The organism is Microbulbifer sp. SH-1 (assembly GCF_011326135.1).
In the GTDB taxonomy this organism is placed as follows: Bacteria; Pseudomonadota; Gammaproteobacteria; order Pseudomonadales; family Cellvibrionaceae; genus Microbulbifer; species Microbulbifer harenosus.
The window spans coordinates 3,063,209-3,089,359 of the sequence record NZ_CP046948.1 but is presented as its reverse complement, the minus strand read 5'-3'; the positions used below and the strand labels follow the sequence as shown (position 1 = coordinate 3,089,359).

The 26,151-nt window shown below is 61.2% G+C and carries 20 protein-coding genes; 10 read left to right on the top strand and 10 right to left on the bottom strand.

What is annotated here, in order from left to right:
- Window positions 1–12 precede the first annotated feature (12 nt).
- From GNX18_RS12580 to gshB, 9 genes are all read right to left on the bottom strand, one after another.
- Window positions 13–1,065: an alpha/beta fold hydrolase gene (locus GNX18_RS12580; protein ID WP_166220612.1), complete on the bottom strand. Its 1,053-nt coding sequence runs from the start codon at window positions 1,063–1,065 to the stop codon at window positions 13–15.
- Between the two features lie 38 nt (window positions 1,066–1,103).
- Complete coding sequence (locus GNX18_RS12575) at window positions 1,104–2,357, bottom strand: heme biosynthesis HemY N-terminal domain-containing protein (RefSeq protein ID WP_166218528.1); 1,254 nt, start codon at window positions 2,355–2,357, stop codon at window positions 1,104–1,106.
- Window positions 2,354–3,790: a uroporphyrinogen-III C-methyltransferase gene (locus tag GNX18_RS12570; RefSeq protein WP_166218526.1), complete on the bottom strand. Its 1,437-nt coding sequence runs from the start codon at window positions 3,788–3,790 to the stop codon at window positions 2,354–2,356. The genes GNX18_RS12575 and GNX18_RS12570 overlap by 4 nt, the downstream gene beginning before the upstream one ends.
- Before the next feature lie 201 nt (window positions 3,791–3,991).
- Window positions 3,992–4,792 (bottom strand): uroporphyrinogen-III synthase, encoded by an 801-nt coding sequence (locus GNX18_RS12565; RefSeq protein ID WP_166218524.1) that lies wholly within the window; start codon window positions 4,790–4,792, stop codon window positions 3,992–3,994.
- A gap of 10 nt (window positions 4,793–4,802) precedes the next feature.
- Window positions 4,803–5,744, bottom strand: a complete 942-nt coding sequence (gene hemC, locus GNX18_RS12560; protein WP_166218522.1) for a hydroxymethylbilane synthase — start codon at window positions 5,742–5,744, stop codon at window positions 4,803–4,805.
- A 57-nt stretch (window positions 5,745–5,801) separates the two neighbouring features.
- Window positions 5,802–6,230, bottom strand: coding sequence for a Holliday junction resolvase RuvX (gene ruvX / locus GNX18_RS12555; RefSeq protein ID WP_138235216.1), 429 nt, complete (start codon window positions 6,228–6,230; stop codon window positions 5,802–5,804).
- Between the two features lie 54 nt (window positions 6,231–6,284).
- A complete protein-coding gene (locus tag GNX18_RS12550) occupies window positions 6,285–6,878 on the bottom strand; it encodes a YqgE/AlgH family protein (RefSeq protein WP_138235215.1) in 594 nt (197 codons plus the stop codon).
- A gap of 60 nt (window positions 6,879–6,938) precedes the next feature.
- The gene (locus GNX18_RS12545; protein ID WP_166218520.1) at window positions 6,939–7,868 is read right to left on the bottom strand and encodes an energy transducer TonB; all 930 of its coding nucleotides are present in this window, start codon (window positions 7,866–7,868) and stop codon (window positions 6,939–6,941) included.
- Window positions 7,869–7,944: 76 nt separating this feature from the next.
- Window positions 7,945–8,901, bottom strand: coding sequence for a glutathione synthase (gene gshB, locus GNX18_RS12540; RefSeq protein WP_138235213.1), 957 nt, complete (start codon window positions 8,899–8,901; stop codon window positions 7,945–7,947).
- A 399-nt stretch (window positions 8,902–9,300) separates the two neighbouring features.
- Between gshB and pilG the strand changes: the two genes are divergently transcribed.
- The 6 genes from pilG (at window position 9,301) to GNX18_RS12510 (ending at window position 20,395) form a co-directional block, all read left to right on the top strand.
- The gene (pilG, locus tag GNX18_RS12535; protein ID WP_105102769.1) at window positions 9,301–9,696 is read left to right on the top strand and encodes a twitching motility response regulator PilG; all 396 of its coding nucleotides are present in this window, start codon (window positions 9,301–9,303) and stop codon (window positions 9,694–9,696) included.
- 231 nt (window positions 9,697–9,927) lie between these two features.
- On the top strand, window positions 9,928–10,290 hold the full coding sequence (gene pilH, locus GNX18_RS12530; protein ID WP_138235212.1) for a twitching motility response regulator PilH: 363 nt from the start codon (window positions 9,928–9,930) through the stop codon (window positions 10,288–10,290).
- Between the two features lie 18 nt (window positions 10,291–10,308).
- Window positions 10,309–10,851, top strand: a complete 543-nt coding sequence (locus GNX18_RS12525; protein ID WP_138235211.1) for a chemotaxis protein CheW — start codon at window positions 10,309–10,311, stop codon at window positions 10,849–10,851.
- Between the two features lie 256 nt (window positions 10,852–11,107).
- A complete protein-coding gene (locus GNX18_RS12520; protein WP_138235210.1) occupies window positions 11,108–13,267 on the top strand; it encodes a methyl-accepting chemotaxis protein in 2,160 nt (719 codons plus the stop codon).
- A 137-nt stretch (window positions 13,268–13,404) separates the two neighbouring features.
- Window positions 13,405–19,848: an Hpt domain-containing protein gene (locus GNX18_RS12515; protein ID WP_166218518.1), complete on the top strand. Its 6,444-nt coding sequence runs from the start codon at window positions 13,405–13,407 to the stop codon at window positions 19,846–19,848.
- A 61-nt stretch (window positions 19,849–19,909) separates the two neighbouring features.
- On the top strand, window positions 19,910–20,395 hold the full coding sequence (locus GNX18_RS12510; RefSeq protein ID WP_138235208.1) for a chemotaxis protein CheW: 486 nt from the start codon (window positions 19,910–19,912) through the stop codon (window positions 20,393–20,395).
- A gap of 97 nt (window positions 20,396–20,492) precedes the next feature.
- Here the strand turns inward: GNX18_RS12510 and GNX18_RS12505 are convergent, their stop codons facing one another.
- Entirely contained in the window at window positions 20,493–23,189 is a 2,697-nt protein-coding gene (locus GNX18_RS12505) for a penicillin-binding protein 1A (RefSeq protein ID WP_166218516.1), read from the bottom strand.
- Window positions 23,190–23,344: 155 nt separating this feature from the next.
- On the opposite strand from GNX18_RS12505, the gene GNX18_RS12500 reads away from it, so the two are divergent.
- Genes GNX18_RS12500 through GNX18_RS12485 form a run of 4 tightly spaced genes read left to right on the top strand, consistent with a single transcriptional unit; the run spans window position 23,345 to window position 26,150 of the window.
- Window positions 23,345–24,421, top strand: coding sequence for a pilus assembly protein PilM (locus tag GNX18_RS12500; RefSeq protein ID WP_166218514.1), 1,077 nt, complete (start codon window positions 23,345–23,347; stop codon window positions 24,419–24,421).
- Between the two features lie 3 nt (window positions 24,422–24,424).
- Window positions 24,425–25,003, top strand: coding sequence for a PilN domain-containing protein (locus GNX18_RS12495; RefSeq protein WP_138235205.1), 579 nt, complete (start codon window positions 24,425–24,427; stop codon window positions 25,001–25,003).
- A 2-nt stretch (window positions 25,004–25,005) separates the two neighbouring features.
- A complete protein-coding gene (locus tag GNX18_RS12490) occupies window positions 25,006–25,626 on the top strand; it encodes a type 4a pilus biogenesis protein PilO (protein WP_138235204.1) in 621 nt (206 codons plus the stop codon).
- Window positions 25,623–26,150 (top strand): pilus assembly protein PilP, encoded by a 528-nt coding sequence (locus tag GNX18_RS12485; RefSeq protein WP_138235203.1) that lies wholly within the window; start codon window positions 25,623–25,625, stop codon window positions 26,148–26,150. Before GNX18_RS12490 ends, GNX18_RS12485 begins: the two co-directional genes overlap by 4 nt.
- The last annotated feature ends 1 nt before the right edge of the window (window position 26,151 follow it).

Genomic DNA, 26,151 nt, shown 5'->3' with positions numbered 1-26,151 from the left:
GGCCGAGTCGGTTTACTTTTTTAGAAATTTGAAAAATGCTTTGATGTAGCGGTCGAAGGATTCATATTGCGGTACATGGCCGACATTTTCTAGCTCTACCAGTTTCGCGTTTGGTATTGCCGCGGCGGCTTGCTTACCTAGCAGGTCGTAGCGACCGAGCGTTGGCTGTGCTGACTTCGGTGCTCGGTTGCGACCGATGGCAGTTTTGTCACGGGTTCCGATAATCAGCAGTGTGGGTACTCTGATGTCGGATAATTCGTACACCACCGGTTGTGTGAATACCATGTCTGATGTGCGTGCGTCGATAATGGCGATCTTCTCGGCATCCTCTCCTATTGTCCAGCCGCCCTGGATATCCAATAGCGAATTGTATTCTGGCTTCCAATTGCCTGCGAAGTAGGCCTTGGTCATGTAATTTTTGACGCTGTTCGGCGTCTGCAGTTTCTCCGCTGCTATGGCGTCTTCAATGGGTTGATAGGGCACAATCTGCTTCCAATCTTCGAGGCCGATCGGGTTGATCAGAATGAGCTTTTCTACTTGTTGCGGATACATGAGAGCGAAACGGGTGGCGAGCATGCCGCCCATGGAGTGGCCGGCGACCAGCACTTTATGAATGCCCAGGTGCTTTAGTAGGGCGTTGGTGTGGTTCGCGAGGGCCTGGAAGCTATATTGGAAAGTAAGCGGTTTGCTGGATTTCCCGAAACCTATCTGATCCGGGACAATGACCCGGTAACCTTGCTCTCTCAGCGCTTCAATGGTTGTCTGCCAGTAGGCGCCGGAAAAATTTTTTCCGTGTAATAGCAGGATGTTTCCTTTGGAATGATCTCCGCTTGGTGTTATGTCCATATACGCCATGCGCAGCTTATCTTGGGCGTTGTTGGTCGGTTGCTGCGCTGGCAGTGTGAAGAAATTCACCGGGTAAGGATAGGGATAGTTGCTGAGCAGGGCATCGCGAGGTTGTACCTGATAATCCTGTGTTTCGCTCGCCAGGCAAAACGGTGCCTGGAAACTGAGAATGGCACACAATGCGCTGCAGATTCCGAATAGAAACTTTCGGCCTTTCATCTTTTTCACTATTTCGTTCGCGACGACTCGGGACGGAATCAATGGGTGCCGGCGCTCAACATGCCTGCACTCTGATCTGGCAGTGGCAATTGGGGTAGGTCGGATACCGCTTGCATCAATCCCTGCTCATAGAGCCGTGCGGCCTGGTCTTTTTCGCCGAGGGCATACAGCAACCGCGCGAGTTCCGCGGAAGTGGCGGGGTCGGAGCGCAGCAGCAGGCTCTTTTCAAAATACTGCCGGGCCTTGCCCCAGATTTCGTTGCGCAGACACAGGCGGCCAAGACAGGTGAGGAGGTCGGCATTTTCACCGTATTCTTTCTGCCAGCCGTCGGCGACGCCCAGTTGCTGGCTGGCATCGGCACCGGTGAGATTGCCGTACAGGCGCACTGTATCGCCGCGCCATTCACGATTGAGAATCCAGCGCAGGTGTTTTTCCGCTTCCATGTCGTCGCCGACTTTGTGCAGCATTTCGCCGTAGAGATTGCGCAGCTCGATATTGCGCTGCCAGCGGCCATTGAGGCTCTGCCAGATTTCCCGCAATTTTTCCGTATCCTTCCGATTCGCCGCATCCCGCAGTAGGTTTTGGTACACCTCGAGCTCGAGCTGTTGCAGCTGAGATTCCGGCATGGTGCCGTATTTTTCCAACCGTGGCAGCAGTTCGCGCAGGCCGTTCCATTCGCCGATGTGGTAGTAGGCCTGGCGCAGCAGTTGCAACAGTGCGGGGTGATTGGGTTCCTGCTGCATGGCGCGCTGTAGGCTGGCGATGCATTGCTCGTAGTGCTTGTCGAGCAGTTGCATACGCGCCTGGCTGATGGCAACGGCGAGCTGGGTGTCGTCGCCGGTGGCCTCTGCTTTCGCAAGCAGTTCGTTGGCTTCGTCGCGGTAACCCAGCTCGAAGGCGCTGCGCGCGGCGGCGAGGTAATTGATGATTGGCGCATCGGAGCGAGCGGCGCTTTTCAGCAGCAAGCGGCGCGCGCGCGCCCAGTTGCCTTCCATGTATTCGACGAGGCCGTTGGTGAGGCGGCGTCGCGCGGTGCGACTGCGGCCAAAGCGGATCCGACTGACGCTGCCCTCAATGACGCGCGCAATGCTGCGCAACAGCCAGATGAACAGGAACAGTGCGAGGATTGCCAGCGCAAGTCCGCCCACGGCAACCCAAAGGTTCATTTCAATGCGTTTTCCGCTTTCACCGCCCACCATCAATAGCAGATAGCCAGGGTAGGAGCGCATGGCTTCTGCCAGCAGCGCGCCACCCAGCAACAGAACCAGGGTGAAAAATAAAAAGCGTTTCACGGTTGAATGCCTCCGTTACTGCTGTCCGGTAATTGCCCGGAGGAGACCTTGTGCATTCTGTCGATGTAATTGCGCAGAGCGCTCTGTGAGGCACTGAGATTTGGCAGGTCGGTTGTGATCTTTTCCTGGGCCAGTGACTCCAGTTCGCCCAGAATCACCTGGCGCTGAGGGTTGTCGACACCGTAGTCGAGCAGTAACTGGCGGGCGTGGTTGAGAGAGTCCTTGTACACGGCTTCGTCGGCGCGCAGCACCGCGAGTTCCGCTTGTTCCATGTTCAGGCGCAGGCTCTGGCGGAAGCGGGTTTCGCTTTGGGGCGACAGCAACACCGGGTCCACCTCGCCATCGCGAATGCGCACGGAGCCCTTGAGAAAATCGACGAAGTTGCTCCAGCTGGAGCGGAAGTGATTTTCGCCCACATCCTTGTTTTCCGCCTGATATTGCGCGGCGGCGGCGTCGTGTTGGGCGAGATCGAACTGGGGCTGGATATTCAGTTTGGTCATCTGCTCTTCCAGCGCGCGCAGGCGCAGATAGATGCCTTCGCGGTCGACATTTTCCGCGAGCTTGAGCGCGGTGATGTCGCGAGCGAGCTGCTGGCGCACGCCGTACAGATCCGGAAGGTCCACATTCCGCACGATGGTATCCACTTCCTGCAGCAGGCCGAGGGCGGCGCGACTGTCTTGTTCCAGCATCAGGCGCTGGTTGGCGAGCCGCAGCAGGTAATCGGCCTCCGCCAGCTGCCAGTCCTCGCGGCTGGCATTGCCCAGTTGGCTGAGGCGGTTGCCCTGGGCGGTGACGTTGCGCTGTAGTCCCGCGAGCTGCTGCTGCAGTTGTTGAATGGTCTGAGCTTGCTGCGCGAGCTGCTGGCGTAATTCACCGATTAGCTGTGCGCTGTGGTCCTGGGGAGGAACCGGTGCCGTTGCCGTAGGGGGTGTGGGGCGGGGGGTGTCTGGCTGCGGTATCGGTTGCTCGGGTGCCGGTTGTGCTGTGGCAGGTACCTCGGCGTTGGGCTGGTCGGTGGTGGATGGTGTCACCGGCGCGCTTTCGGCCTGCGCCGATGGGTTGGTGCCCGATACGCTGCGCGCGTCGCTGGCGCTCGCGATGCGTTCATTTGTTGTTAAGTACTGGCCGATCACGGGCACGGATTGCAGTTGCTGACTGACGTGCTGGCGCACGCCGGGCAGCACGTACCAGGCGACGACAGCTGCGGCGATCAGGGTGAGCAGCAGCAACCACAGCCAGAGCCAGCTGCTGCGTTTTTTGGTTGTGCGCGGCTTCGGAGGCGTCCCCGCCGTTTTCCCTGTGTCGGCTTTGGCGAAATTGCTTTTGGTCTCGGCCTTGCGGGTGACCAGCGGAATCTCTTGCCTGGCATCCGGGGTGCCGCTGCTTGCGTCGGTGTCCGTACGGGAGGAGGGCGGGACTTTTTTATCGCTCATGTCTATCGCTCAAAGACTTGTCTGCTCAGGGTGGGCGCCGGAAGGCGCGAACTTATGCCGGATGTGTCACAGGCGGCGCGGATGCCGAAGAAATTTTGTCGCCAAATTATAGCGACTGAAGCCAGTCTTTATACGAAGTCTGGCGCGGAAATGAAATTTTTTACCGAGGATGGCGCGAAACCGGGAATCGCGGGCGGGCTGTTAGACGGGGTGCCCAGCGGCGAGCACCGATTCCAGCGCTGCCAGCATGGCGTTGTCGCCGGCATTGGTGGCCGCGTGGGCGCTGGCGAAGCCCAGTTCGCGGGCGCATGTGGCGACACGCTGACTGGGGCAAATTAGCGGGCACTGCAGCAATGCCTGACGGCCGCTGGCACTGAGGGCGGCGGCGAAGTTGTCGAGGGTTTCGCCACTGTGTACGGCGATGGCGTCGGGCAGATGCGCATAGGCGCGCAGTTGTTCTGTGGCGTCGGCGGGGAGCAGGCGCTGGTACAGCTCGCAGTATTCGAGGCGCGCGCCGCGGGCCTTCAGGGTATCGCCCATCAGGGTGCGCCCGCCCTGGCCGCGGAAAATCACGACACGCTGGCCCTGCGGATTCCGCAGCGCGGGCAGATCCAGCAGCGCTTCCGAATCCATCGGGCTTGCGTCCGCTTCGAGCGGGTCGCTCTCCGGCTCGGCGCCGCGCGCGCGGATGGCGCGGGCGGTGGCGGCGCCGATGGCGTAGTAGCGCGGTCCCTGGGGCAGCTGCGGCCAGAAGTCATCCAGCCAGTCGAAGGCGTACTGCACCGCGTTCTGGGATACGAAGATCGCGTGTTCGAACTGGTCGAAATCCATCACCAGATTGCGGATCGCCTGGGCCTCGTCGCCGCCGGTAATCGGTGCAATTTCCAGCAGCGGGATGGCATCTACCCGGGCGCCGCGCGCCCGCAGCAGATCGCGAAAGCCATCGCTCTGGTGGGCGGGGCGGGTGATCAGGATGCGCCGGTCGGCGAGTGGGCTGGTCATGGGGGCGCAATCAGATCGCGGCGAGAATTTCGTCGGCGCCGGCCTGCAGCAGTTGCTCGGCGAGGCGGATGCCGAGGGCTTCGGCCTCTGTCGCATCGCCGTGCACTTCCGCATGCAGCATGGTGGCGCCATCGGGGCTGCCCACCAGGCCGCGCAGGTGGAGGCCGCCGTTGCCGTCGAGCAGCGCGTAACTGCCGATGGGCACCTGGCAGCCACCGTTCAGGCGGCGCACTACGGCGCGCTCGGCGGTGAGGCGGATGCTGGTATCGGCGCAGTGCAGGGGGGCGAGCAGCGCTTCCAGCGCCGGGTCGCGGCGGGATTCGATGCCCACGGCGCCTTGGCCGCCGGCGGGCAGCAGCACTTCCGGTTCGATATAGGCGGCGATCCGCGCGCGCATTTCCAGGCGCAGCAGGCCGGCAGCTGCGAGGATGATGGCGTCGTAATCGCCGGCATCCAGTTTGGCCAGACGGGTGTTGACGTTGCCGCGCAGGAACTTCACGTGCAGGTCCGGGCGCACCGCCAGCAGCTGGCACTGGCGACGCAGGCTGGAGGTGCCCACCACCGCACCCTGCGGCAGCGCTTCGATAGAGCCGAAGTGATTGCTCACAAAGGCATCGCGGGGATCTTCCCGTTCACAGATGACCGGCAGGTGCAGGCCTGCGGGGAACTCCATCGGCACATCCTTCATTGAGTGCACGGCGATGTCGGCCTGGCCGTCGAGCATGGCTTTCTCAAGTTCTTTTACAAACAGGCCCTTGCCACCCACCTTGTTGAGGGGAATATCCAGCAGCTGGTCGCCGCGGCTGGTCAATGGCAGCAGTTCCACGCTGAGCTCGGGGTGGTGCAGCTCCAGCTGTTGTTTGACGTAGTTGGCCTGCCACAGGGCGAGGGCGCTCTCGCGGGTGGCGATGCGGATCTTGCGGATGGTGTGGTTTGCGGGGGAATCGGACATGCGCGGGACTGTCGTGGTTGGGAATTCGCGCGCAAGTTTACCAGTTTGCGCGCGGGATTACTGACCGCTGTACTGGCGCAGCCAGTCCTCGAGGAAGATGCGCGCGGCGATGGAGTCCACCGGGTCGCTGGCGTAATGGCCGCGGTGGCCGCGCCCGCGGGCCTCCTCCTTGGCGGCGTGGGTGCTGAGGCGCTCGTCGGCGTACTCGACCGGCAGCCCGAGGCGGCCGTGCAGGCGCTGGCCGAACTTGCGCGCGCGCGCGCCGATTTCGCTCTCGCTGCCGTCCATGTTGAGCGGCAGACCCACCAGCAGTAGTCGCGGCTGCCATTCGTCCACCAGGCGTTGCACCTTGTTCCAGTCTGGTTGGCCGTCCTTGGCGCGCAGCGGATCCAGCTCGCGGGCGCTGCCGGTGAGGCTCTGGCCGTAGGCGACGCCAATGGAGCTAGTGCCGAAATCGAAGGCGAGGACGGTGAAGGGTTTGCTCATGGGAAAGAGGTTTGTCGGGTGCGTTTGTTGTCGGTGTTCAGGTGATGTCGGTGTTCAGGCGTGACCAGACTGGGAGCTTATTCCAGACAGATCGATTCCATGGCGTGCGGCGGCGGTGTGCCAGCGCTTTTCCATGGGCGTGGCGAACAGAATTTCCGGTTCCGCCGGCAGCGTCAGCCAGGCGTTCTCGGCGATTTCCTGCTCCAGTTGCCCGGGGCCCCAGCCGGCGTAGCCCAGTGCCAACAGCACATCGTCCGGGCCGCGGCCGGCGGCGAGGGATTCGATGATGTCTTTTGACGCGGTGAGGCTGATGTCGTCGGAAACCTCGGCGGTGGAGGCGAATTGCATACCGCGCCCATGCAGTACAAATCCTTGTTCCTGTGCCACGGGGCCGCCCACCAGTACCGGTTCCTGACCGCGCAGGCTGGCGTCTTCCAGCTCCAGCTGGCTGAACACCTCGCGCCAGGTAATGCGGCTCGGCGCGTTGACGACGATGCCCATGGTGCCTTCGCTGCTGTGCTCACAGATGAACGTCACCGCCTGCTTGAATCGCGGGTCCTGCATGCCGGGCATGGCGATGAGGAACTGGCCGCGCAGGCTGTTGTGGGTGAGGTCGCTGTCGAGGTTCTGCGGATGTTTAAAATGCATGGGGCTTAGTTTAGCTGTTTCGCTGCCGCGGGTGCGGTGAATATGCGTGAAGGTCGCGGATCAGCCGCGGCCGGGGGTGTCCTCGGCGGCGGTGGAAAATCCAGTCATTTCAAAGCGCCAGGTGCGGATGATCTCAAGACGGTCGGCCTGTTTGCGGATTTCCGGTGGGAAGGGCGCGAAGGGCGCGGCGAGACGCACGATTTGTTGGGCGGCGTCGTCGAGGATGCGCTCGCCGGAGGATTCAAGGATTACCACTTCCTCCACCGCGCCGGAAGGCAGTAGTCGCACCATCATGCGCAGGTCTCCGGTGATCTGGCGCGCCAGCGCTTCTTCGGGAAAGTTGTCGTTGCCTATGGCCTCCACTTTCTGGCGCCAGTCGTGCAGATACGCTGCGTCTGCCGCGGCCTTGGTGGCGACCGAAGTGAGTCTGCGCACCCGCGGGCGCTGGGCGATGGTCTGGCGAATTTTATCGAGGCGCGCCTGCAGGCTGGCGATTTCGGGGTTGGTGGGTGGCAGGTCGCTGGGGGCGTCGCCGCGCTTTTCTTCCGAGCGCTTGTCTTCCGCCGGCAGTTCCGGCGCCTGCTCGGGGCTGTCGCCGACAGTGGTGATCAGCTGGCGCAGTTGGTCCGCAGGGCGCGCGGCTTGCTGTTGGGGCAGCGGATTGACCTGGCGGATGCTGGTGTCGGCCATTTCCGCCTGGCGGTCGGTGGAAAGTTCTTTAGGGGCTTCGGCGGTGCCGCTCGCCTGCTGATTGTGCTGGGCCAGATAGTCGGCGTCTTCTGGGGCATCCAGGGAGCGATGCTGGGCGAGAGTGACCTCAAGGGTAGGCGGGGCCTCTTTCGCTTCGGGTGCGCTAAAGGCCACGCCAAAGATCACCAGTGCGTGCAGCGCGCAGGCCAGAAACAGGGCAAAGGTAAAGCGGTCGCCCTGGCTGGGGGGCGTCGTGCTGACGCCCGGATTGGTATGGAGTTGGCTGGCGGCTGCGGTCATTGTGGTTATTGCTATACTGCTGCTTTGTTATCGGAGGCTGCGGTCGTTGCTACCGTGCGTGACGACAGGCGCCAGTTTATCCCTTTTTGGCCAGCCGGTCTGTGATGGCGCGCATCAACAGTCCGCCGATGTCGGTGCCGTAGGCGGTGTCGATTTCGCGCACACAGGTTGGGCTGGTGACATTGACTTCGGTGAGGTAGTCGCCGATCACATCCAGGCCCACAAACAACAGACCTTTTTCCTTTAGCGTGGGGCCGACTTTGCGGGCGATTTCAAGATCGCGCGCGGTCAGTGGGCGCGCCTCGCCGCGGCCGCCGGCGGCCAGGTTGCCGCGGGTCTCCCCCGCTTGGGGGATGCGCGCCAGACAGTAAGGTACCGGCTCTCCATCCACCATCAGGATGCGCTTGTCGCCGTCCTTGATTTCGGGAATATACCGCTGGCCCATGATCTGGCGCTTGCCGTTGTCGGTGAGGGTTTCCAGGATCGCCCCTAAATTGCCGCCTTCTGGTTTGACATGAAAAATGCCGGTGCCGCCCATGCCGTCGAGGGGTTTGAAAATGGCGTCCTTGTGCTCGGTGTGGAAGGCGCGCAGTTGTTGCATGTCGCGGCTGACGATCAGCGGCGGAATGCAGTCCGCGAAGTGGGTGGCGAAGATTTTCTCGTTGCAGTCGCGCAGCGACTGGGGCTTGTTGGCCACCAGGGCGCCGGCGCGCTCGGCGGCTTCGAGAATATACGTGGAATAGATGTACTCATTGTCGAAGGGTGGATCGACCCGCATCAGAATTACATCAAGTTCGCCCAGTTCCACCGGCCGGCGCTCACCGAGTGTGAACCAGTTTTGCGGGTCTTCGAACACTTGTAGTGGCGAACCGTTACCCATGGGCTTGCCGCCGTCGAGATACAGGTCGGACTGCAAAAAATACTGCAATTCAAAGCCTGCGCGCTGGGCTGCCAGCAGCAGGGCGAGGGTGGTGTCTTTTTTGTAGGTGATGTTGGCGATGGGGTCCATGACCACGCCGAGAGTCTGGCTCATACCGGTTTCCGTATGCTGAATCTGCTGTGATGAATCCGAAGCGACCGGATTGCCAAGCCTGGAGAAAATGCCGGCGGTCGCGGGGGAGAATTCAGAGTCTGCCTCTGAATGTGTCTGGTGGCAAAGGTAAGAGCAGCGGGCGAGGTCTGCAAGCTCGTGTGTGGCAATGTCATCGGGTGGAACTGCGGTCTTGCTCACAAATTAATCATTGCCTGCCGTACACCCCGGCCGTCGCTAGATTCACTGTGGTATCTGTGATAAAAGTTTCCCCCTGATCTGCGCCCGCCGGCCGCGGCCATACGCAGCGACGATCAGACCCCGTCAAGAGGTTGCACATAAAGGCATGAATGCATCAGCAGCGTGTCTTAAAAATAAGTAAAGGGGACTTGGGAACACACTATGGAGCTCAACTGGGAAAGTCTCACCGTGATGGTGATCGACGACAGTAAAACCATTCGTCGCACCGCGGAGACGCTGCTGCAGAAAGCGGGCTGTACGGTGGTTACCGCCACTGACGGCTTCGACGCCCTGGCAAAGATCGCGGATTCGCGTCCGGACATCATTTTTGTAGATATCATGATGCCGCGACTCGACGGCTATCAGACCTGTGCGCTGATCAAGAACAACAGCGAATTCCGCAGCACGCCTGTCATTATGCTGTCGAGCAAGGATGGCCTTTTCGACAAAGCCAAGGGACGCGTGGTGGGCTGTGATCAGTACCTCACCAAGCCGTTCAGCAAGAGTGAGCTGCTGGGCGCGATTTCTGCACACGCCAAACCGCACCACGCTGCCTGAGAGATGGATCTCTCCGCGAGTGTGATACTTTCCGCGAAAATGGCGTAGACTATCGCGTCTGCCCTTCTCGATGTGCTGCGCACTCATAGAAGGGCAGGAAAGTTAAGAAAGTTAGCACCAAATAACAAAGTGTGTGGTCGCGCCCGATAGTTTTGAGCGCGATCGGTACCAACAACAACCGCCGGGCAAAAGAGCGATGCCGCAGGCGGAAACACCATCTCGGGGGAAATGATGGCCACTGTGCTTATCGTCGATGATTCGCCAACTGAAACTCACAAGCTGACCACAATTCTTGAGAAGAATGGCCACTCCGTACTGACCGCCACCAACGGCGAAGCCGGTGTTGGCGTTGCCCGCGAACAGCGTCCCGACGTAATCCTGATGGATATCGTCATGCCGGGGCTGAATGGGTTCCAGGCCACCCGCCAGCTGAGTAAGCACGGGGAAACCAGTGGTATTCCCATCGTTATTGTGACCACCAAGGATCAGGATACCGACCGTGTGTGGGGCATGCGCCAGGGCGCGCGTGCGTATCTGACCAAGCCTGTGGACGAGAGCAAACTGCTCGGCACTATTGAGGAGGTGTTGGCCTGAGGCCGACGTTGAGTGCCCGTGCAACCAACACTTACCCCCTATCTTGCGCTGGTTGATATTGCCAACCGTGCAAAAGCACAGTCAAAGGGGCTGCCCGCCCGCCAGGAGGTCAAGCCCTACTGGACGGGCATCGGATTTTCGATCCTGGGGCAGCGCTTCGTTGCCTCCATGGAAGACGTGGTGGAACTGCTGGAAGTACCTCAGTACACCTTTATTCCCGGAGTTCAGCCCTGGGTACGCGGGGTCGCCAACGTGCGCGGGCGCCTGCTTCCGCTGATCGATCTGGCGGCATTCTTCGGCGGACACCTGACCAGTCCGCGTCAGCGCCGCCGGGTGCTGGTGCTGGAGCAGGAAAAACTCTATGTCGGCCTGATTGTCGACGAGCTTCACGGTATGCAACACCTCGCGTTGGAATTCGGCAAACTGCCCCCGGCAGATCTCACCGACTCCTTTGCGCCCATGATCAGCGGCCAGTTTGAATTGCAGCAGGGGCGCTGGCTGGTATTTGACCTGCAGGCCCTGGTCAACGATTTTCAATTTGCGGATGCCGCGGCTCACTGAGCGGCGGTTTTCTGTTTTCGGGCACTCCTGTTTCAGACCGCTCTGGATCCGGGTGCCACTGAGGTGGGGCGCAATGTGTGCGCCAAACCGGTTGCAGTGGGTGGCTCAGGCTACTCAACCGCACAAAACCCGTCGTCGGCAAGCGCCGTTTTGGGGTACCCACAACGTTGGGTGAAAGGGGATGTGAGGCCGCGAGGTCTCGAAAGTGGTAATAACAAGAATTTGGCCTTGGGCACAGGTCCGCCAGGAGTAAATTATGAAAACAGGCTCCCAGAGTTCATTTTCCGCGCTGCGCAGTAACCCTGCCGCGCTGTTTATGGGTTTGCTGGTACTCGCCACACTGGCGGGACTGATCGTCAGCATCTACTTGGTGCAGAGCTACGGCGACCGGGACCAGAGTTACCAGGAAGATGTCGCGGAACTGCGCGCTCTATCCTACCAGATGGTGTCCTACGCACCGGCCGCTACTGCCGGTGATGAGCAGGCCTTCGCCGACCTGGAAAAAGTGGTCAACCAGATGGCCGCGACATGGAACGAGCTGCAGGGTATGGATCAGGGCAGTAAGCGCGCCCTGGAGCAGGAGCTGGCGGTCTACGGCCAGGTGTGGCGGCAGATGCGCGAGCAGGCCGACACCATTATCGGCAACAAGGATTCGATCATCTTCCTGAACGATGTGGCGAGCACCCTGAACGACTCGCTGCCGGAGCTGCAGGCGGAGCACAACAATATCGTGGAAATCCTGCTGGCCAACAATGCCCCGGCCAACCAGGTGGAGCAGGCCCAGCTGCAGGTATGGCGTGCCGAGCGTATCGGCCGGAACATCGACAAGATGCTGCGCGGTGGTGACGACGCGGAATCTGCCGCGGACCAGTTCAACACCGATGCCAGTCTGTTCGGTAAAGTGGTTGAAGGCATGAAGGGCGGTGACGTGGTGATGGGTATTTCCCGCGTAACCGACACTGAGGCGCGCGAGTCGCTGGATGAAATTACCGAGCTGTTTGAGTTCGTAAGCTCCTCCGTGCGCGAAATCTTCGAAGCCACTCCGGCACTGTTCGCCACCCGCCAGGCGGCGGATGGTATTGCGGCCTCCTCGCCGCAATTGCTGGAAGCCCTGTCTGTACTGAACGACCGTATCGGCGGCCTGTCCGGCGAGCGCCAGCCCAACAACCAGACCATCTTTATCGTTGCCGCCGTCTTCGTACTGTTGATCTTCGTGATGATGATCCAGGCGTTCTCCGGCACCCGCCGCAGCCTGCGCGCAGAATCCGAGACCAACGAGCGCAACCAGCAGGCGATTATGCAGCTGCTGGACGAACTGGCGGACCTGGCGGACGGTGACCTGACCACGTCCGCCACCGTAACCGAGGCCTTCACCGGTGCGATTGCGGACTCCATCAACTACACCATCGACCAGCTGCGCGTACTGGTAAGCCGAATCAACGGCGCGGCGCAGGAAGTGTCGTCCCTGTCCCAGGAAACCCAGCAGACCGCCCTGCATCTGGCCGAGGCATCCGAACACCAGGCCCAGGAAATTGCCGGCGCTTCCGCGGCGGTGAACGAAATGGCCGTGACCATTGACCAGGTATCTGCCAACGCCGCCGAATCTGCCCAGGTAGCGGAGCGCTCGGTACAGATCGCGAGCAACGGCGCCAAGGTGGTACAGAACACCATCAAGGGCATGGATACCATTCGCGAGCAGATTCAGGACACGTCCAAGCGGATCAAGCGACTGGGTGAATCTTCCCAGGAGATCGGTGACATCGTAAGCCTGATTAACGACATTGCCGACCAGACCAACATTCTGGCTCTTAACGCGGCGATCCAGGCCTCTATGGCGGGCGACGCGGGCCGCGGTTTCGCGGTGGTTGCGGACGAGGTTCAGCGCCTCGCGGAACGCTCCGCAGCGGCTACCAAGCAGATTGAAGGCCTGGTAAAAGCGATTCAGTCTGATACCAACGAAGCGGTTGTGTCGATGGAATCCACCACCACCGAGGTGGTGCGCGGTGCCCGTCTGGCGCAGGACGCGGGTGTTGCCCTGGAAGAGATCGAAACGGTATCCACCAACCTCGCGTCGTTGATTCAGAACATTTCCAACGCGGCACGCCAGCAGGCCTCTTCCGCAGGTCACATCTCCAACACGATGAACGTGATTCAGGAGATTACCTCGCAAACCTCCGCCGGTACCCAGGCCACCGCCCAGTCCATTGGTAATCTGGCCCAGACCGCTTCCGCTCTGCGCGACTCCGTTGCCGGCTTCAAACTGCCGAGCAGTGACGAAGTGGAGGCTGATGGTGAGCTGTACGATGGCGACCTGGCCCAGCTCTCGGAGGAGTTCCCGATGCTGGACGACGAGGCCGCAGATGACGAGCTCGATATGCTCACCGCGGAAGAGCGCAGCGACCGGGCGATGGCCTGAGCGACCGCAGATACTGATAACGAAAAGCGGACCTCCCCGCGGCCCGCAGGTGCGGGGGAGGTGCAGAGCAGCAGGCGCGCAGAGTAAGCAATTTCTAGCCCCTGCCAGCGAGCAAACTGAATTACCGAGGACCTGGCGTGAGTCGCGACAATCCCAATTTTGTGGCCCTGGATTGGCTGATAGGCGAAATCAACGAGACGCTGGCCCTCGCGCGCCAGCAACTGGAAACCTTTGCCTCGGATTCCTCTGCAACTGATGCCTCTGCCGACGGTTCAGCGCTGCTGAAAAATTGCCTGGGCCTTATCCACCAGGTTCACGGCAGCCTGCACATGGCGGAGCTCTCCGGCGCTGCCATGCTTGCCGAAGAAATGGAGCAGCTGGTACACGCCCTCGCCAGTGGCGACGTGGAAAACAGCGATGAAACCCGCGAGTTCCTCATGCGCGCGCTGTTGGAACTGCCGCTCTATCTGGAAAAAATCGCCTTCCAGCGCCGGGACAACGCGGTGCTGTTATTGCCCCTGCTGAACGACCTGCGTGCGGTACGCCGCGAGCGCCTGATCACCGAAGGTGCGCTGTTCGCACCGGATCTGTCCGCACTGGCCATTGCCGAGGGTGCGCGGCAGCCGCTGCTTGGCAATAACGCCAAATTGCAGGAGCTGGTGGCCAAGCTGCGCAAGATGTACCACGTGGCCGCCGCATCCCTGATTCGCGACGTCAACAGCGGCGAGAGCATCGCCTATCTCAATAAAGTGTGCGAAAAGATGGCGCTGCTCTACAGCGGCAGCCAGCGCCAGCACCTGTGGGAAATCCTGCGCGGCCTGCTCGAAGGCATTGCCGACCACCGACTCACCGTATTGCCGGCGCTGCGCCAGCTGCTGCGCCGCATCGACGTGGAGTTCCGATTGCTCAGCGGTCAGGGCGCACGGGTGCTGGATGCCCGTCCGGATCAGGATCTGATTCGCAACCTGCTGTTCTACGTCTATCTCTCCGGCCCCAATGGCCCGCGCGCCACCGCGCTGTATCGGAAATTTGCGCTCGACCGCGCGGTGCCGGGCACCCCGCGCCCGGATACCGAGGACGCGCTGGCCATGGGCCCTGAAGCCATGGGCACTGCCGTGGCAGCCCTGCGCGAAGAGCTCGCCAATGTACGCGAAGCACTAGACCCGAGCATTGCCAATGGTGAGCGTGCGTCGCTGTCGGATACCGCCATCGTTGCCAAGCGCATCGCGGACACGTTGGGCGTGCTGGGTCTGGAAAACCAGCGCACCCGCGCCCGTGCCATCTACGAACATCTGCGCGACGCCTCGCGCAGTGCTGACCCCGACGAACTGCTGATGCAGGCCGCCGCGGAGCTGGTGCAGCTGGATTCCGGTCTCGCCGCCGTGGTGGAGCGCGATCGACGCAACGACAGTGAATCGCCGCTGATGGGGGAGGCCACTGCCCGTGTGCTGCGCGAGGCTCGTATCGGTCTCGAAACCGTGAAGGAAGCCGTGGTCGAGTACATCGCCAGCCACTGGGATGCCGGGCATCTGTCGCTGGTGCCAAAGCGTCTGCAGGAGGTTTGTGGTGGCCTGGATATGGTGGGCTACCAGCGTGCGGCGGAAATTGTCGGGGCGTGCAAAAACTATATCGACGAGCGCTTGATAGGCGCCGGTGACCAACCCGATTGGAAGCTGCTGGACACTCTCGCCGACGCGGTGACCAGCGTTGAGTACTACCTTGAGCGCCGCGCCGATGGCATAGAGGACGCGGACATGTTGCTGGCGCTGGCGGAAGACAGTGTAGCGACACTTGGCTACGCGGTCGCCAACGGCGAGGGCGCGATTGAGTCGCAAGACGCGGTTGTACAAGACGGTACCGCTGAAGGCGCTGCAGAGCTGGTATTCGAAGACGCCGGTACCGCGGTGTACGGTTTCGGTGCCTCTGCGTTCGATGAGCATTCGGTTGACGACGCTGCGGCCAATGTGCAGCTGGATCTGCCGGCAGATAATGAAGAACCGGCCGCGCCCGATCATATTGAATTCAGTCTCGATCTCGACGATGTCGAATCCGTAAAAGACGACATTCCCGCAGCCGAACCTGCCTCTGTGGACACCGCCGAAGATCCCCTTGTGGGGCTCTCCGCGTCGCTGCTCGCAGAGACCGGCGCAGAGCCCGCCATCGCGCCCGGCGAGGATTCTTCGCTGCTGCTGGAAGAGAGCTGGTTTGCGACCGGCGAATCCGCCGACGTTTCTGACGTTTCTGAGCACGCCACTGAGGAAACCGCCGCAGTAGCAGCCGCGCCCGAAATTCCTGCGGCCGCCTCCGCGGTGCTGGAAGACGACGATGACACCAGCATTATCGACGAGGAAATTCTTGAGATCTTCCTCGAAGAAGCCGGTGAGGTGCTCGAAACCATCGATCACTACTTCCCGCTGTGGGCGGCGAACTTTGACAATCGCGACGCGCTGGTGGAATTCCGCCGCGGCTTCCATACCCTGAAGGGCTCGGGTCGTATGGTGGAGGCGCTGGAGATCGGCGAGCTGGCGTGGGCGGTGGAGAACATGCTGAACCGGGTGCTCGACGAAACCGTTTCCCCCGGGCGGGCGCACGTACTGCTGATTCAACAGGTCATAGCCAAGCTGCCATCCATGGTGGAGGGCTTCCGCACCCAGAGTGGGGATCCCGAGCCGGCGCGCACCGCCGAACTCGAAGGTTGGGCCGCGCAGTTGTCTCAGGGAGAGGTGCCCGAGGCGCTGCTGGCGGAACCGGGCATCGCGGTGCCCGAAATCGCCGAATCCATTGACGATGCCGACGACAATATCGACGACAACGCCCAACTGTGGGAAATCTTCGCCCAGGAGGCGGAGACCCATCTGTCCACCGTGGCTGAATTCCTGAGTGAAATGGAGCTTGCCGCGCCGGTCTACGGTATTCCCTCTGATCCGCTGCACCGCGCACTGCACACTCTGAAAGGCTCCGCACACATGGCGGAAGTCACCCCGGTGGCAGAGTTGATGGCACCGCTTGAGCGCTTCGTGAAGGAGTTGCGTACCTATCAGGTGGCGATCGACAGCGACATCTTTGAGCTGATCAGCGACGCCGCCAGCTATGTAAAAAGCGTGCTCAACCAGATCTACGGTGGCGAACCGCTGTTTGTGGAGCGCAGCGAGCAGTACCTCGCGCGGGTCGCCGAGCTGCAGGAGCGCGCGGTGGGGCACCTGATCCGCGAGCGCGAAGCCAACGAGCCGAAAGCGGTCGATCCGCAGTTGCTGGCGGTCATCATGGCCGACGGTATGAAGGTGCTGCTGGATGCGGACCAGATGCTGAATCAATGGCGCCAGCATCCAGGTGACAAATCCATTCTGCTGCCGGTGGCAGAGGAGCTGGATGTGCTGCAGCAGGCTGCCGGTCAGGCGCAGCTGCCCGCATTGCAGGAACTGTCGCAGTTATTGCTGGCGGTATACCGCCAGGTGATTGAAGGCCACCTGGAGGAGGAGCCCGCGCTGTGGGCGGCACTGGAGCAGGGGCACAATGAATTGCTGGATCTGGTGGATGCGGTAGCCGCGTCTACGGATCTGCCGCCAGTGAGCGAGGTGGTGGGTGAAGCGCTGCGCTATCTCGCGCAGGGCGACGACGGTGTCAGTGACGAGGATATTGACCTCGCGGAATACGGCATCGACAGCAGCGAGTTCAGCTTCGGCGACGAGGATATTGTCGTCGCGGACGCCGCTATTGCCACCGAAGCTAACGTTGAGACCGAAGTCGAAACCGAGGTTGAAACCCAGGCCGAAATTGATGTGGCGGCAGTGACTGCCGCCGGTGAAGATGACGAGCTACTGCTCGCGGATCTGAACTTTGACGATCTGCTGGCAGAGGAAACGGGTATTGCGGCTCCGCTGGCAGCTGAAGAGATTGCCCTTGCGCTGCCCGCCGACAGCGAGGGCGAGTTTGACGACAGTGTGTCCGCCGCTGCGGGCGGTATCGAATTCGCTGGCGCAGAGGCTGGCGTCGGCAGCGAAGCCGCGGAGTCTGAATCCGCGCCTGTGGCAGAAACTGCGCCGACTCCGCGCGCTCCGGAAACCGTTGTGCTGGAGGCGGGTAACGACGTCAGTGCGGCCATGCTCGCCGATGTCGATCCGGACGTGGTGGAAGTCTTCCTTGAGGAGGCCGGCGATCTGATGGACGAACTGGAGGAGCTGATCCAGAACTGGGAGCAGTCGCCAGAAGACCAAACGGCGCCGGAGGCGCTCAAGCGGGTGCTGCACACGTTCAAGGGCGGCGCGCGTATGGCGGCGCTGATGGGACTCGGCGAAGTGGCGCACCGCTTTGAAACCGTGATCGAAAATCTTCCGAGCGGCAGCTCGCCGTCTACGGCCTTTTTCGTCGATGCTCATCGCATTTACGACCGCTTGGCAGCCGGTGTGGACACCGTGCGCGGCTGGATGGGCGGTGAGGCGCTCGAGCCTTTCTGTGCACTGCTGGAAACCCGCTGGGCGGACGGGCAGATTGCGGAGGACGCGGCCCCGGCGGAAGAGCCGCTCCCGATGCTACCGGTCGCCGAAGAGAGCACACCGATCGAGATAGAAGACGCACCAGAGGCCTCCGCCGACGACAGTTATGCACCGCCGGTGGAAGTGATCGAAAAAGCCTCTGTACCGGTACCTGTCGAGGCTCCCGCCAGCAATGTGCTGCCGTTTGTACGCAAGTCGAAAAATGTCGGTGAACACGGCGGTGGGCAGCCCCGCAACCAACCCCAGGAAATGGTGCGGGTCGCGTCCGAATTACTGGAAGAGCTGGTCAACCTCGCCGGGGAAACGTCGATTTCCCGCGGGCGCCTGGAAGAGCAGGTGTCGGAGTTCGGTCTTGCCCTCGATGAGATGGACTCGACTCTGAGCCGTCTAAACGAGCAGTTGCGTCGCCTCGACAAGGAAACCGAAGCTCAGATCCATTTCCGCCAGGAGCAGTTGGCGGAACAGGACGTGGACTTCGACCCGCTGGAAATGGACCGCTACTCGTCTATTCAGCAATTGTCGCGCTCGCTGCTGGAATCGACCTCGGATTTACTGGAATTGCGCCAGACCCTGGGCAACAAGGCGCGGGATACGGAAACGCTGTTGCTGCAGCAGTCGCGTGTAAACACGGAATTGCAGGAAGGTCTGATGCGCAGCCGCATGGTGCCTTTCTCGCGCCTGGTGCCGCGGCTGCGCCGTATCGTGCGTCAGGTAAGCGCCGAACTCGGCAAACAAGTGGATCTGGTGTTCTCCAATGTGGAGGGCGAACTGGACCGCTCGATGCTGGAGCGCATGGTGGCGCCGCTTGAACATATGCTGCGCAACGCCGTTGACCACGGTATTGAGCCGCCGCGGCAACGTCGCGACGCCGGCAAACCGGAGCGCGGTCGCATTGCCGTGGCGCTGGCGCGGGAAGGCAGTGAGGTGGTCATCACCATCAGCGACGACGGCGCCGGCATTAATCTGATGCGGGTGCGTGAAAAGGCCATTGAGAGCGGTCTGATGCGCGCGGACGCCGAGCTGTCCAACAATGAGATCATGCAATTCATCCTGCAGGCGGGATTTAGTACTGCGGAAAAAGTGACACAGATTTCCGGCCGCGGTGTGGGCATGGACGTGGTGTCTGCAGAGATCAAACAAATTGGCGGCAGCGTTACCATTGGCTCCCAGGCCGGCAAGGGCACGGAATTTGTGGTGCGCCTGCCGTTCACCGTGTCGGTCAATCGCGCGCTGATGGTAAAAGTGGGGGACGACCTGTTCGCCCTACCGTTGAACACCATTGAGGGTATCGTGCGGCTCAGCCCGTTTGAGCTGGAGCACTACTATCGCACCCCGGAGGCGCGCTTCGAGTACGCCGGTGAACCCTACCAGGTGAACTATTTCGGTAGTCTTTTACAGTCCAGTGCGCAGCCGCGACTGGCGGTGGAAGACATGCAGATGCCGGTACTGCTGGTGCGCTCAGAAAACACCGCGATGGCACTGCAGGTAGACGCGATCATGGGCAGTCGCGAGATTGTGGTAAAAAGTCTCGGACCGCAGTTTGCGACGGTGCAGGGGGTATCCGGTGCCACCGTGACCGGTGACGGTACTGTGGTGGTCATTCTCGACGCTCATGCGTTGTTGCGTAAGCACGCCGCGCTGCTGGCGCGCCCGGAGACACCGCTGCTGCAGGAAATAGCCGCCACCGGTGGCCGCGAAGAACCGCAGGCGCAGAAGCTGGTGATGGTGGTGGACGACTCGGTAACCGTGCGCAAGGTGACCACCCGCTTCCTCGAGCGGGAGGGCTACCGGGTGATCACCGCCAAAGACGGCCAGGATGCCATTATTCAGCTGCAGGACGTGATTCCGGATGTGATGTTGTTGGATATCGAGATGCCACGTATGGATGGCTTCGAGGTGGCGCGCAACATCCGCGGCAGTCATCGCCTGCGGGAGATTCCGATCATCATGATCACCTCGCGTACCGGCAAGAAGCACCGCGACCATGCGCTGTCACTGGGGGTGAACCACTATCTGGGTAAACCCTACCAGGAAGAAATTCTGCTGGGCGCAATCCGCGACTACACCGAAGCGGGGGTGAGCGCCTGATGCCGGTGCCTGTCATTTACGAATCTGTTGAAGCCCGAGTGCGTGGCGGAGAGTACACAGCATGAGCGGACCAGACGCCCTGCCAACCACTGAACTGCCGCAGGAAGTCAGCAGCCTGTTGTTGCCTCTGGCGGACGGCCACCTGTTGGTGCCGGTGGATACCCTGTCTGAAATCATCGCCCTGCAGAGCCCGGTATCTGCCTTCGACGCGCCGGACTGGTATATGGGGGAGCTGCACTGGCGGGAGCTGCGCCTGCCGTTGGTATCGTTCGAGGTGATGCGTGGCAATCCCATGCCGGTGCTGCGCAGTAACTGCCGTATCGCAGTGCTGAGCAGCGGTAACGGTGAGGGCGACCTGCCGTTTTTTGCCGTAGTGCTGCAGGGAACACCCCGTCTGGTGCGGGTCACTCCGGAAGAGCTTGCAGCCCGTGAGGGCGAATGCGCCATGGGTGAATTGATGCATGTGGCGCTGTCTGGTGAGGTGGCGGTGATTCCGGATCTGCTGGCGATCGAAGAGGCCTGTCTCGAGTACCGGAACCGCCGCTGATTGTATCCACTGAATACCAGCCACAAAAAAACCGCCGGAAGGGCGGTTTTTTTGTGGCTGGTATTCCATTGGCCGGAGTTGGCGGGGCACATTCGCCTCAGAAGATTTCCTCTGGCAACCCTTCCTGGGCCTGCTGTTCACCGGCTGCGGGCGCCTCAGCCCCATTGGAGTATATGGATGGGTAATTACTGTAGGTCTCGCGTCCCGGCACCTTGTCGGCACGGAAAATCTCGAAAATACCGCCGCTAGAGGTGCGCAGCCCAGTGCGCGGGTTGATGCGCATGGTGACGATGGTGTCCGGCTGCGCCAGGTGCCGCTCCGGCTGGCCTTCGAGCGCGGTGCTCATGAAGTCAATCCAGATTGGCAGCGCTGCAGAGCCGCCATACTCGTTGCGGCCGATGGTGGAGTTATCGTCAAACCCGACCCAGGCACTGGTGGCCAGGTGGGGGCTGTAGCCGGAGAACCAGGCGTCGCGCGGACCGTTGGTGGTACCGGTCTTGCCGGCGATATCGCCGCGCTTCATTACCAGCGCCTTGCGCCCGGTGCCGCGCTTGATGACGTCTTTCAGCATGGAGTCCATGATATACGCGGTTTCTGCGGACATGGCGCGGGGCGCCCGTGGCCGAGCCTGTTCATCGGCCTGCAGCGGTGCCACTGGCAGGGTGCGCAGCTCGATGGGTTCGCGCTCTTCCGATATAGAGGCGTCCTGCTGCAGCGCCTGCAGGTCGATGGGTTCGGGCTCCGGGCCATACTCCTCGCTCGCTTTGCCGATTTCCGGGCACTCTTGGCAAACGGTCAGCGGCAGGGCCTGGTACACGGTATCGCCGTGCACATCCAGCACCTGGTCCACCAGATAGGGTTCTACGCGGAAACCGCCGTTGGCAAAGGCGGCGTAGCCGCGCACCATTTCCAGCGGAGTGAGCGCGGAGCTGCCGAGGGCGATGGACAGGTTGCGCGCCAGTTTGTCGCGCTCAAAGCCGAAGCCCTCGACAAAGGTGAGCGCGCGGTCCAGGCCCAGCGACTGCAGCAGGCGGATGGAGACCATGTTGCGCGACATATACAGCGCCTTGCGCAGGCGGGTTGGGCCGAGGAAGTCACCGCCGTCGTTCTCCGGGCGCCACACATCCTGCAGATTGGTTTGCTCAAAGATGATGGGGGCGTCGTTGATAATGCTGGCGGCGGTATAGCCGCGTTCGATGGCGGCCGAGTAGATAAAGGGTTTGAAGCTGGAGCCGGGCTGGCGCGCGGCCTGGGTGACGCGGTTGAAGTGGCTCTGGCGGAAGTCGTAGCCGCCAACGAGCGCGCGGATCGCGCCGTCTTCCGGTTGCAGTGACACCAGCGCGCCCTGTGCGGTAGGCACCTGGGTCAGGTGCCACTCCTCGCGGGCCTGGGGCGCCTCAAGCGCCTCCTCTTCCGTCAGCCCTTCCGGTGTGGAAAAGGGGTCGTCGGTGATTTCGGTGCCGGCAAGACTCTCGGCGGCATTTTCTATCGCTGCGGCACGGGCCTTTTCCCGTTCCTCAGCTACCTGCTCGGCGGAGATTACCACGCGGCGCAACCGCACTACGTCGCCGGGGGCGAACATCTCGTCGGCGGACTTAATGCTGGCGCCGCGGGCGTTTTCGGATATGTAGGGGCGGATGCTGCTGAGGCCGTGATCCCACGGGATCTCGATCACGCGGCGGTCGCGCAGCTGCACACTGATGCTGCGGGCGGCGACCGCGGTGACGACGGCCGGCTGCAGGCCGCCAAGCACCGGGATTTCCTGCAGCAGGTCCACCAGCTGGTCGTTGTCGGCCAGCAGTTCGGGGGCCAGGCGCTGTTCAGGACCGCGGTAGCCGTGGCGGCCATCGTAGGTCTCCAGTCCTTTCTGCAGGGCCTTGCGCGCGGCATCCTGCAGCTTGCTGTCGACTGTGGTGATTACCTGATAGCCGTCGGTGTAGGCTGCATCCCCGAAAAGCTCCACGGCTTCCTTGCGCGCCATTTCCGCCACGTAGGGTGCACTCATATCCAGATCGCGGCCGTGGTAGCGGGCGGTGACCGGCGCGGTAATGGAATTTTTGTACTCGTCCTGGCCGATATAGCCCAGGTCCAGCATGCGCTTCAGAATCCAGTTGCGCCGCACCAGTGCGCGCGAGGGGTTTGCCAGTGGATTGTAGGTGGACGGTGCCTTGGGCAGGCCGGCCATCATGGCCCACTGGGCGAGATTCAGTTCGTTAATGTCTTTGCCGTAATACACGTGGGCGGCGGCCTGAAAGCCGTAGGCGCGGTTGCCGAGAAAGATCTTGTTGATATACAGCGCGAGGATTTCGTCTTTGCTGAGTTCCTGTTCGATTTGCAGCGACAGCAGGATCTCGTTGAACTTACGGATAAAGCGCTGTTCCCGGGTCAGAAAGAAGTTGCGCGCCACCTGCATGGTAAGGGTACTGCCGCCCGACTGAATGGAACCGCTCGCCACCAGTTGCCGGAAGGCGCGCATCAGGCCCTTGATGGATACACCGCTGTGGGTATAGAAACTGTCGTCTTCCGCCGCCAGGATCGCCTTGATGAACATCTCCGGCGTCTGTTCGATGGTGACCGGGCTGCGGCGCTTCTCACCGAATTCGCCGATCAGTTTCATGTCCCGCGAATAGATGCGCAGCGGCGTTTGCAGGCGGATATCGCGCAGACTTTCCACCGAAGGCAGGCCCGGCTTGAGGTACATATAGATGCTGGAGAGTGCCATGGCGCCAGCGGCGGCACCGGCCAGAGCCAGCCACAACAGGGACAGCAGGCGGTTGCGGGCTTTTTCGGTCATGGAAATGCTTCTGTTTACGTCTTGGTCAAAATTGTCGGCACTGTTCGACAATTATACGAAGAATGTGCGCTGTTACCTATGCAAAAGGCGGTTGCGACGGTAATTTAAAGTGCTATACCATCAAACCTCCATAACCCACGGAAAAGATAAGAAAAATGGGGATGCTCCCTTTTCTCAACAAGGGCCCGAAAGCCATGCTTGGGCTCGATATTAGCTCCACCTCGGTAAAGTTGCTTGAACTGAGTCGCAGCGGCGACAAATACCGCGTGGAAAGCTATGCAACCGAGCCTCTGCCTCCGAATGCGGTAGTGGATAAGAATATCAATGACGTGGGTGCAATCGCCGAGGCCATTCGCAAGGTGGTGCGCCGCTCCAAGACCCGCCTGCGCCAGGCTGCAGTGGCGGTATCGGGCTCCGCGGTCATTACCAAGACCCTGGAAATGCCGGCGGACCTCTCCGACGACGCGCTGGAAGCGCAGATTGCGCTGGAAGCCGACCAGTACATTCCCTACCCGCTGGATGAAGTGAATCTCGATTTCGAAGTACAGGGTCCTTCCGAAAGAGGCGAAGGCCAGGTCGAGGTATTGCTGGCGGCATGCCGCAGTGAAAACGTTGAGCAGCGTGTTTCCGCGCTGACCCAGGCGGAGCTGCAGCCGGGCGTGGTGGATGTGGAGGCCTACGCCATCGAGCGCGCCTACACCCTGATGGAAAACCAGTTCCCGGCGCAGGAACAGCTGGTGGTGGCGGTTGTAGATATCGGCGCCACCATGAGTGCGCTGTCGGTGATGGTCGATGGCCGTATCGTCTACACCCGCGAGCAGTTGTTCGGCGGGCGCCAGCTCACCGACGAGATCCAGCGGCGCTACGGTCTGTCGTCGGAAGAGGCTGCATTGGCCAAGCGCCAGGGCGGTAGCGGCCTGCCGGATGATTACTATCCCGAAGTTCTGGAGCCGTTCCGCGACGCGGTGGTGCAGCAGGTCACCCGCTCCCTGCAGTTTTTCTATTCCTCCACCTCCTACAGCGATGTGGATTACATCCTCCTCGGTGGCGGTGTTGCCGCGATGGAGGGTCTCGCCGAACTGGTGGGGCAGAAACTGAACAAACCCACTCTGGTGGCCAATCCCTTCCGGGATATGAGTGTCGCGTCCCGGGTCAATCGCCAGTCGCTGGCCGGCGAGGCGCCGTCGCTGATGATCGCCGCCGGGCTCGCGATGCGCGAGAGGGAATTCTAAAACATGGCAAAGATCAACCTACTCCCCTGGCGCCAGGAATACCGGGCGCAGAAACAGAAAGAATTCCAGCAGGTTGCGGCGCTGGTGGTTATTGCCGCCGGTTTTTCCGTGTTCATGTGGATGAAAACCGTGGACGCGCAGATCGCCAATCAGAATGAGCGCAACCAGCTGCTGACCACGGAAATCGCCGCTCTCGACAAGCAAGTGCGCGAGATCAAAGACCTCAAGAAGCGACGCCAGGAGCTGATCGACCGCATGCGGGTGATCCAGGAGCTGCAGGGCAACCGCCCGCTGTCGGTGCGCTACTTCGACGAGATGGTGCGCGCAGCGCCGGAGGGGTTGTGGCTCACCAACCTGAAGCGCACCGGCAAAACCCTGAAAATCTCCGGTGTGGCGGAATCCAACAACCGGGTTTCCTCCTTTATGCGCAGCCTCGACCAGTCCGAGTGGTTTGAGTCGCCCAATCTGACCGGGGTAACCGCCAAGCCGGAGTTTGGTGAGCAGGCGAGCGCATTTGAAATGACGGTCAGCGTCAGCAGCCGCAAAAAAGAAGATGGCGACTCCGCCAACAATGGAGCGTAACCGTGGCGCTTGAAGATACTCTCAAACAGCTGAATCAGCTGGATATTAACGATATCGACTTTTCCCGTGTCGGTGTCTGGCCGCTGGCCGGGCGTGTGGCACTGTTGATCGTGATCGCCGCCGTGCTGGTGGGTGGTGGCTACTTCTTTATGATCAAAGACCGCTACAGCGAGCTGGAGTTCGCCGCCAACAAGGAGCGTGAGCTGTTTACCCAGTTTGAGCGCAAATCCTTTGAAGCGGCCAACCTGGATGCCTATCGCGAACAGCTGGCGGAAATGGAAGAGACCTTCGGTGCACTGTTGAAACAGTTGCCGAAAGACACCGAAGTGCCCGGTCTCTTGGAAGATATCGACGAGTTCGGTCGCGGCAGCGGCCTGACCATCCAAAAAGTGGCCCTTGAAGGTGAACAGGTGGGTGAGTTCTACGTGGAGCTTCCCATCCGCATCGAGGTGCAGGGTGGATATCACGAATTCGGTGCCTTCATCAGCGGCATCGCCGGTATGCCCCGTATCGTCACCCTGCACGACTTTGACATCCAGACCGGCAAGGATGGGGCGGCACTGTTGAACATGGTGATTAACGCAAAAACCTATCGCTACAAGGATCAGGGAGAAGAAGGATGAAAAAATACTTCGCTCTGACCGCGGCGCTGCTGGCACTTGCCGGCTGCAGCCTGGACGGCACTCACGGTGACCTGCGCGACAAGATGGCAGCGGTCAAACACAAGCCCAAGGGGCAGATTGAACCGATTCCGACCTTTACCCCCTACAGCCCTTACGTATACAGTGCGGCCGCCCTGCGCAGCCCGTTCCTGCGCCCGGTGCTGGAGGCGGACCAGCGTCTTGTCGGTCGCAAGCTCGACGTGGCGCCGGACCTGAACCGGCAGAAAGAATTGCTCGAACGCTATCCCTTTGACGCTCTCTCCATGGTGGGCACCCTGTCCCGCGGCGGCCAGCTGTGGGCACTGATCAACGATAGTGAAGGCGGTATTCACCGCATCACCATCGGCAACTACATGGGCAAAAATCATGGGCGTGTGGTCAACGCCTCATCGTCACAGATCGATGTACTGGAAATTGTGCCGGATGGCACCGGTGGCTGGATTGAGCGGCCGCGGGCTCTGACTTTGGAAGAGAAGGACAACTAAA

What these genes read in the sequence shown, in the direction of transcription:
- GNX18_RS12545 (WP_166218520.1), bottom strand. Translation starts at nt 7,868, where the DNA reads ATGACCGCAGCCGCCAGCCAACTCCATACCAATCCGGGCGTCAGCACG.
- gshB (WP_138235213.1), bottom strand. Translation starts at nt 8,901, where the DNA reads ATGAGCCAGACTCTCGGCGTGGTCATGGACCCCATCGCCAACATCACC.
- pilG (WP_105102769.1), top strand. Translation starts at nt 9,301, where the DNA reads ATGGAGCTCAACTGGGAAAGTCTCACCGTGATGGTGATCGACGACAGT.
- GNX18_RS12510 (WP_138235208.1), top strand. Translation starts at nt 19,910, where the DNA reads ATGAGCGGACCAGACGCCCTGCCAACCACTGAACTGCCGCAGGAAGTC.
- GNX18_RS12485 (WP_138235203.1), top strand. Translation starts at nt 25,623, where the DNA reads ATGAAAAAATACTTCGCTCTGACCGCGGCGCTGCTGGCACTTGCCGGC.
- GNX18_RS12580 (WP_166220612.1), bottom strand. Translation starts at nt 1,065, where the DNA reads ATGAAAGGCCGAAAGTTTCTATTCGGAATCTGCAGCGCATTGTGTGCC.
- ruvX (WP_138235216.1), bottom strand. Translation starts at nt 6,230, where the DNA reads ATGAGCAAACCCTTCACCGTCCTCGCCTTCGATTTCGGCACTAGCTCC.
- GNX18_RS12500 (WP_166218514.1), top strand. Translation starts at nt 23,345, where the DNA reads ATGGGGATGCTCCCTTTTCTCAACAAGGGCCCGAAAGCCATGCTTGGG.
- GNX18_RS12495 (WP_138235205.1), top strand. Translation starts at nt 24,425, where the DNA reads ATGGCAAAGATCAACCTACTCCCCTGGCGCCAGGAATACCGGGCGCAG.
- GNX18_RS12565 (WP_166218524.1), bottom strand. Translation starts at nt 4,792, where the DNA reads ATGACCAGCCCACTCGCCGACCGGCGCATCCTGATCACCCGCCCCGCC.
- hemC (WP_166218522.1), bottom strand. Translation starts at nt 5,744, where the DNA reads ATGTCCGATTCCCCCGCAAACCACACCATCCGCAAGATCCGCATCGCC.
- GNX18_RS12550 (WP_138235215.1), bottom strand. Translation starts at nt 6,878, where the DNA reads ATGCATTTTAAACATCCGCAGAACCTCGACAGCGACCTCACCCACAAC.
- pilH (WP_138235212.1), top strand. Translation starts at nt 9,928, where the DNA reads ATGGCCACTGTGCTTATCGTCGATGATTCGCCAACTGAAACTCACAAG.
- GNX18_RS12520 (WP_138235210.1), top strand. Translation starts at nt 11,108, where the DNA reads ATGAAAACAGGCTCCCAGAGTTCATTTTCCGCGCTGCGCAGTAACCCT.
- GNX18_RS12505 (WP_166218516.1), bottom strand. Translation starts at nt 23,189, where the DNA reads ATGACCGAAAAAGCCCGCAACCGCCTGCTGTCCCTGTTGTGGCTGGCT.
- GNX18_RS12570 (WP_166218526.1), bottom strand. Translation starts at nt 3,790, where the DNA reads ATGAGCGATAAAAAAGTCCCGCCCTCCTCCCGTACGGACACCGACGCA.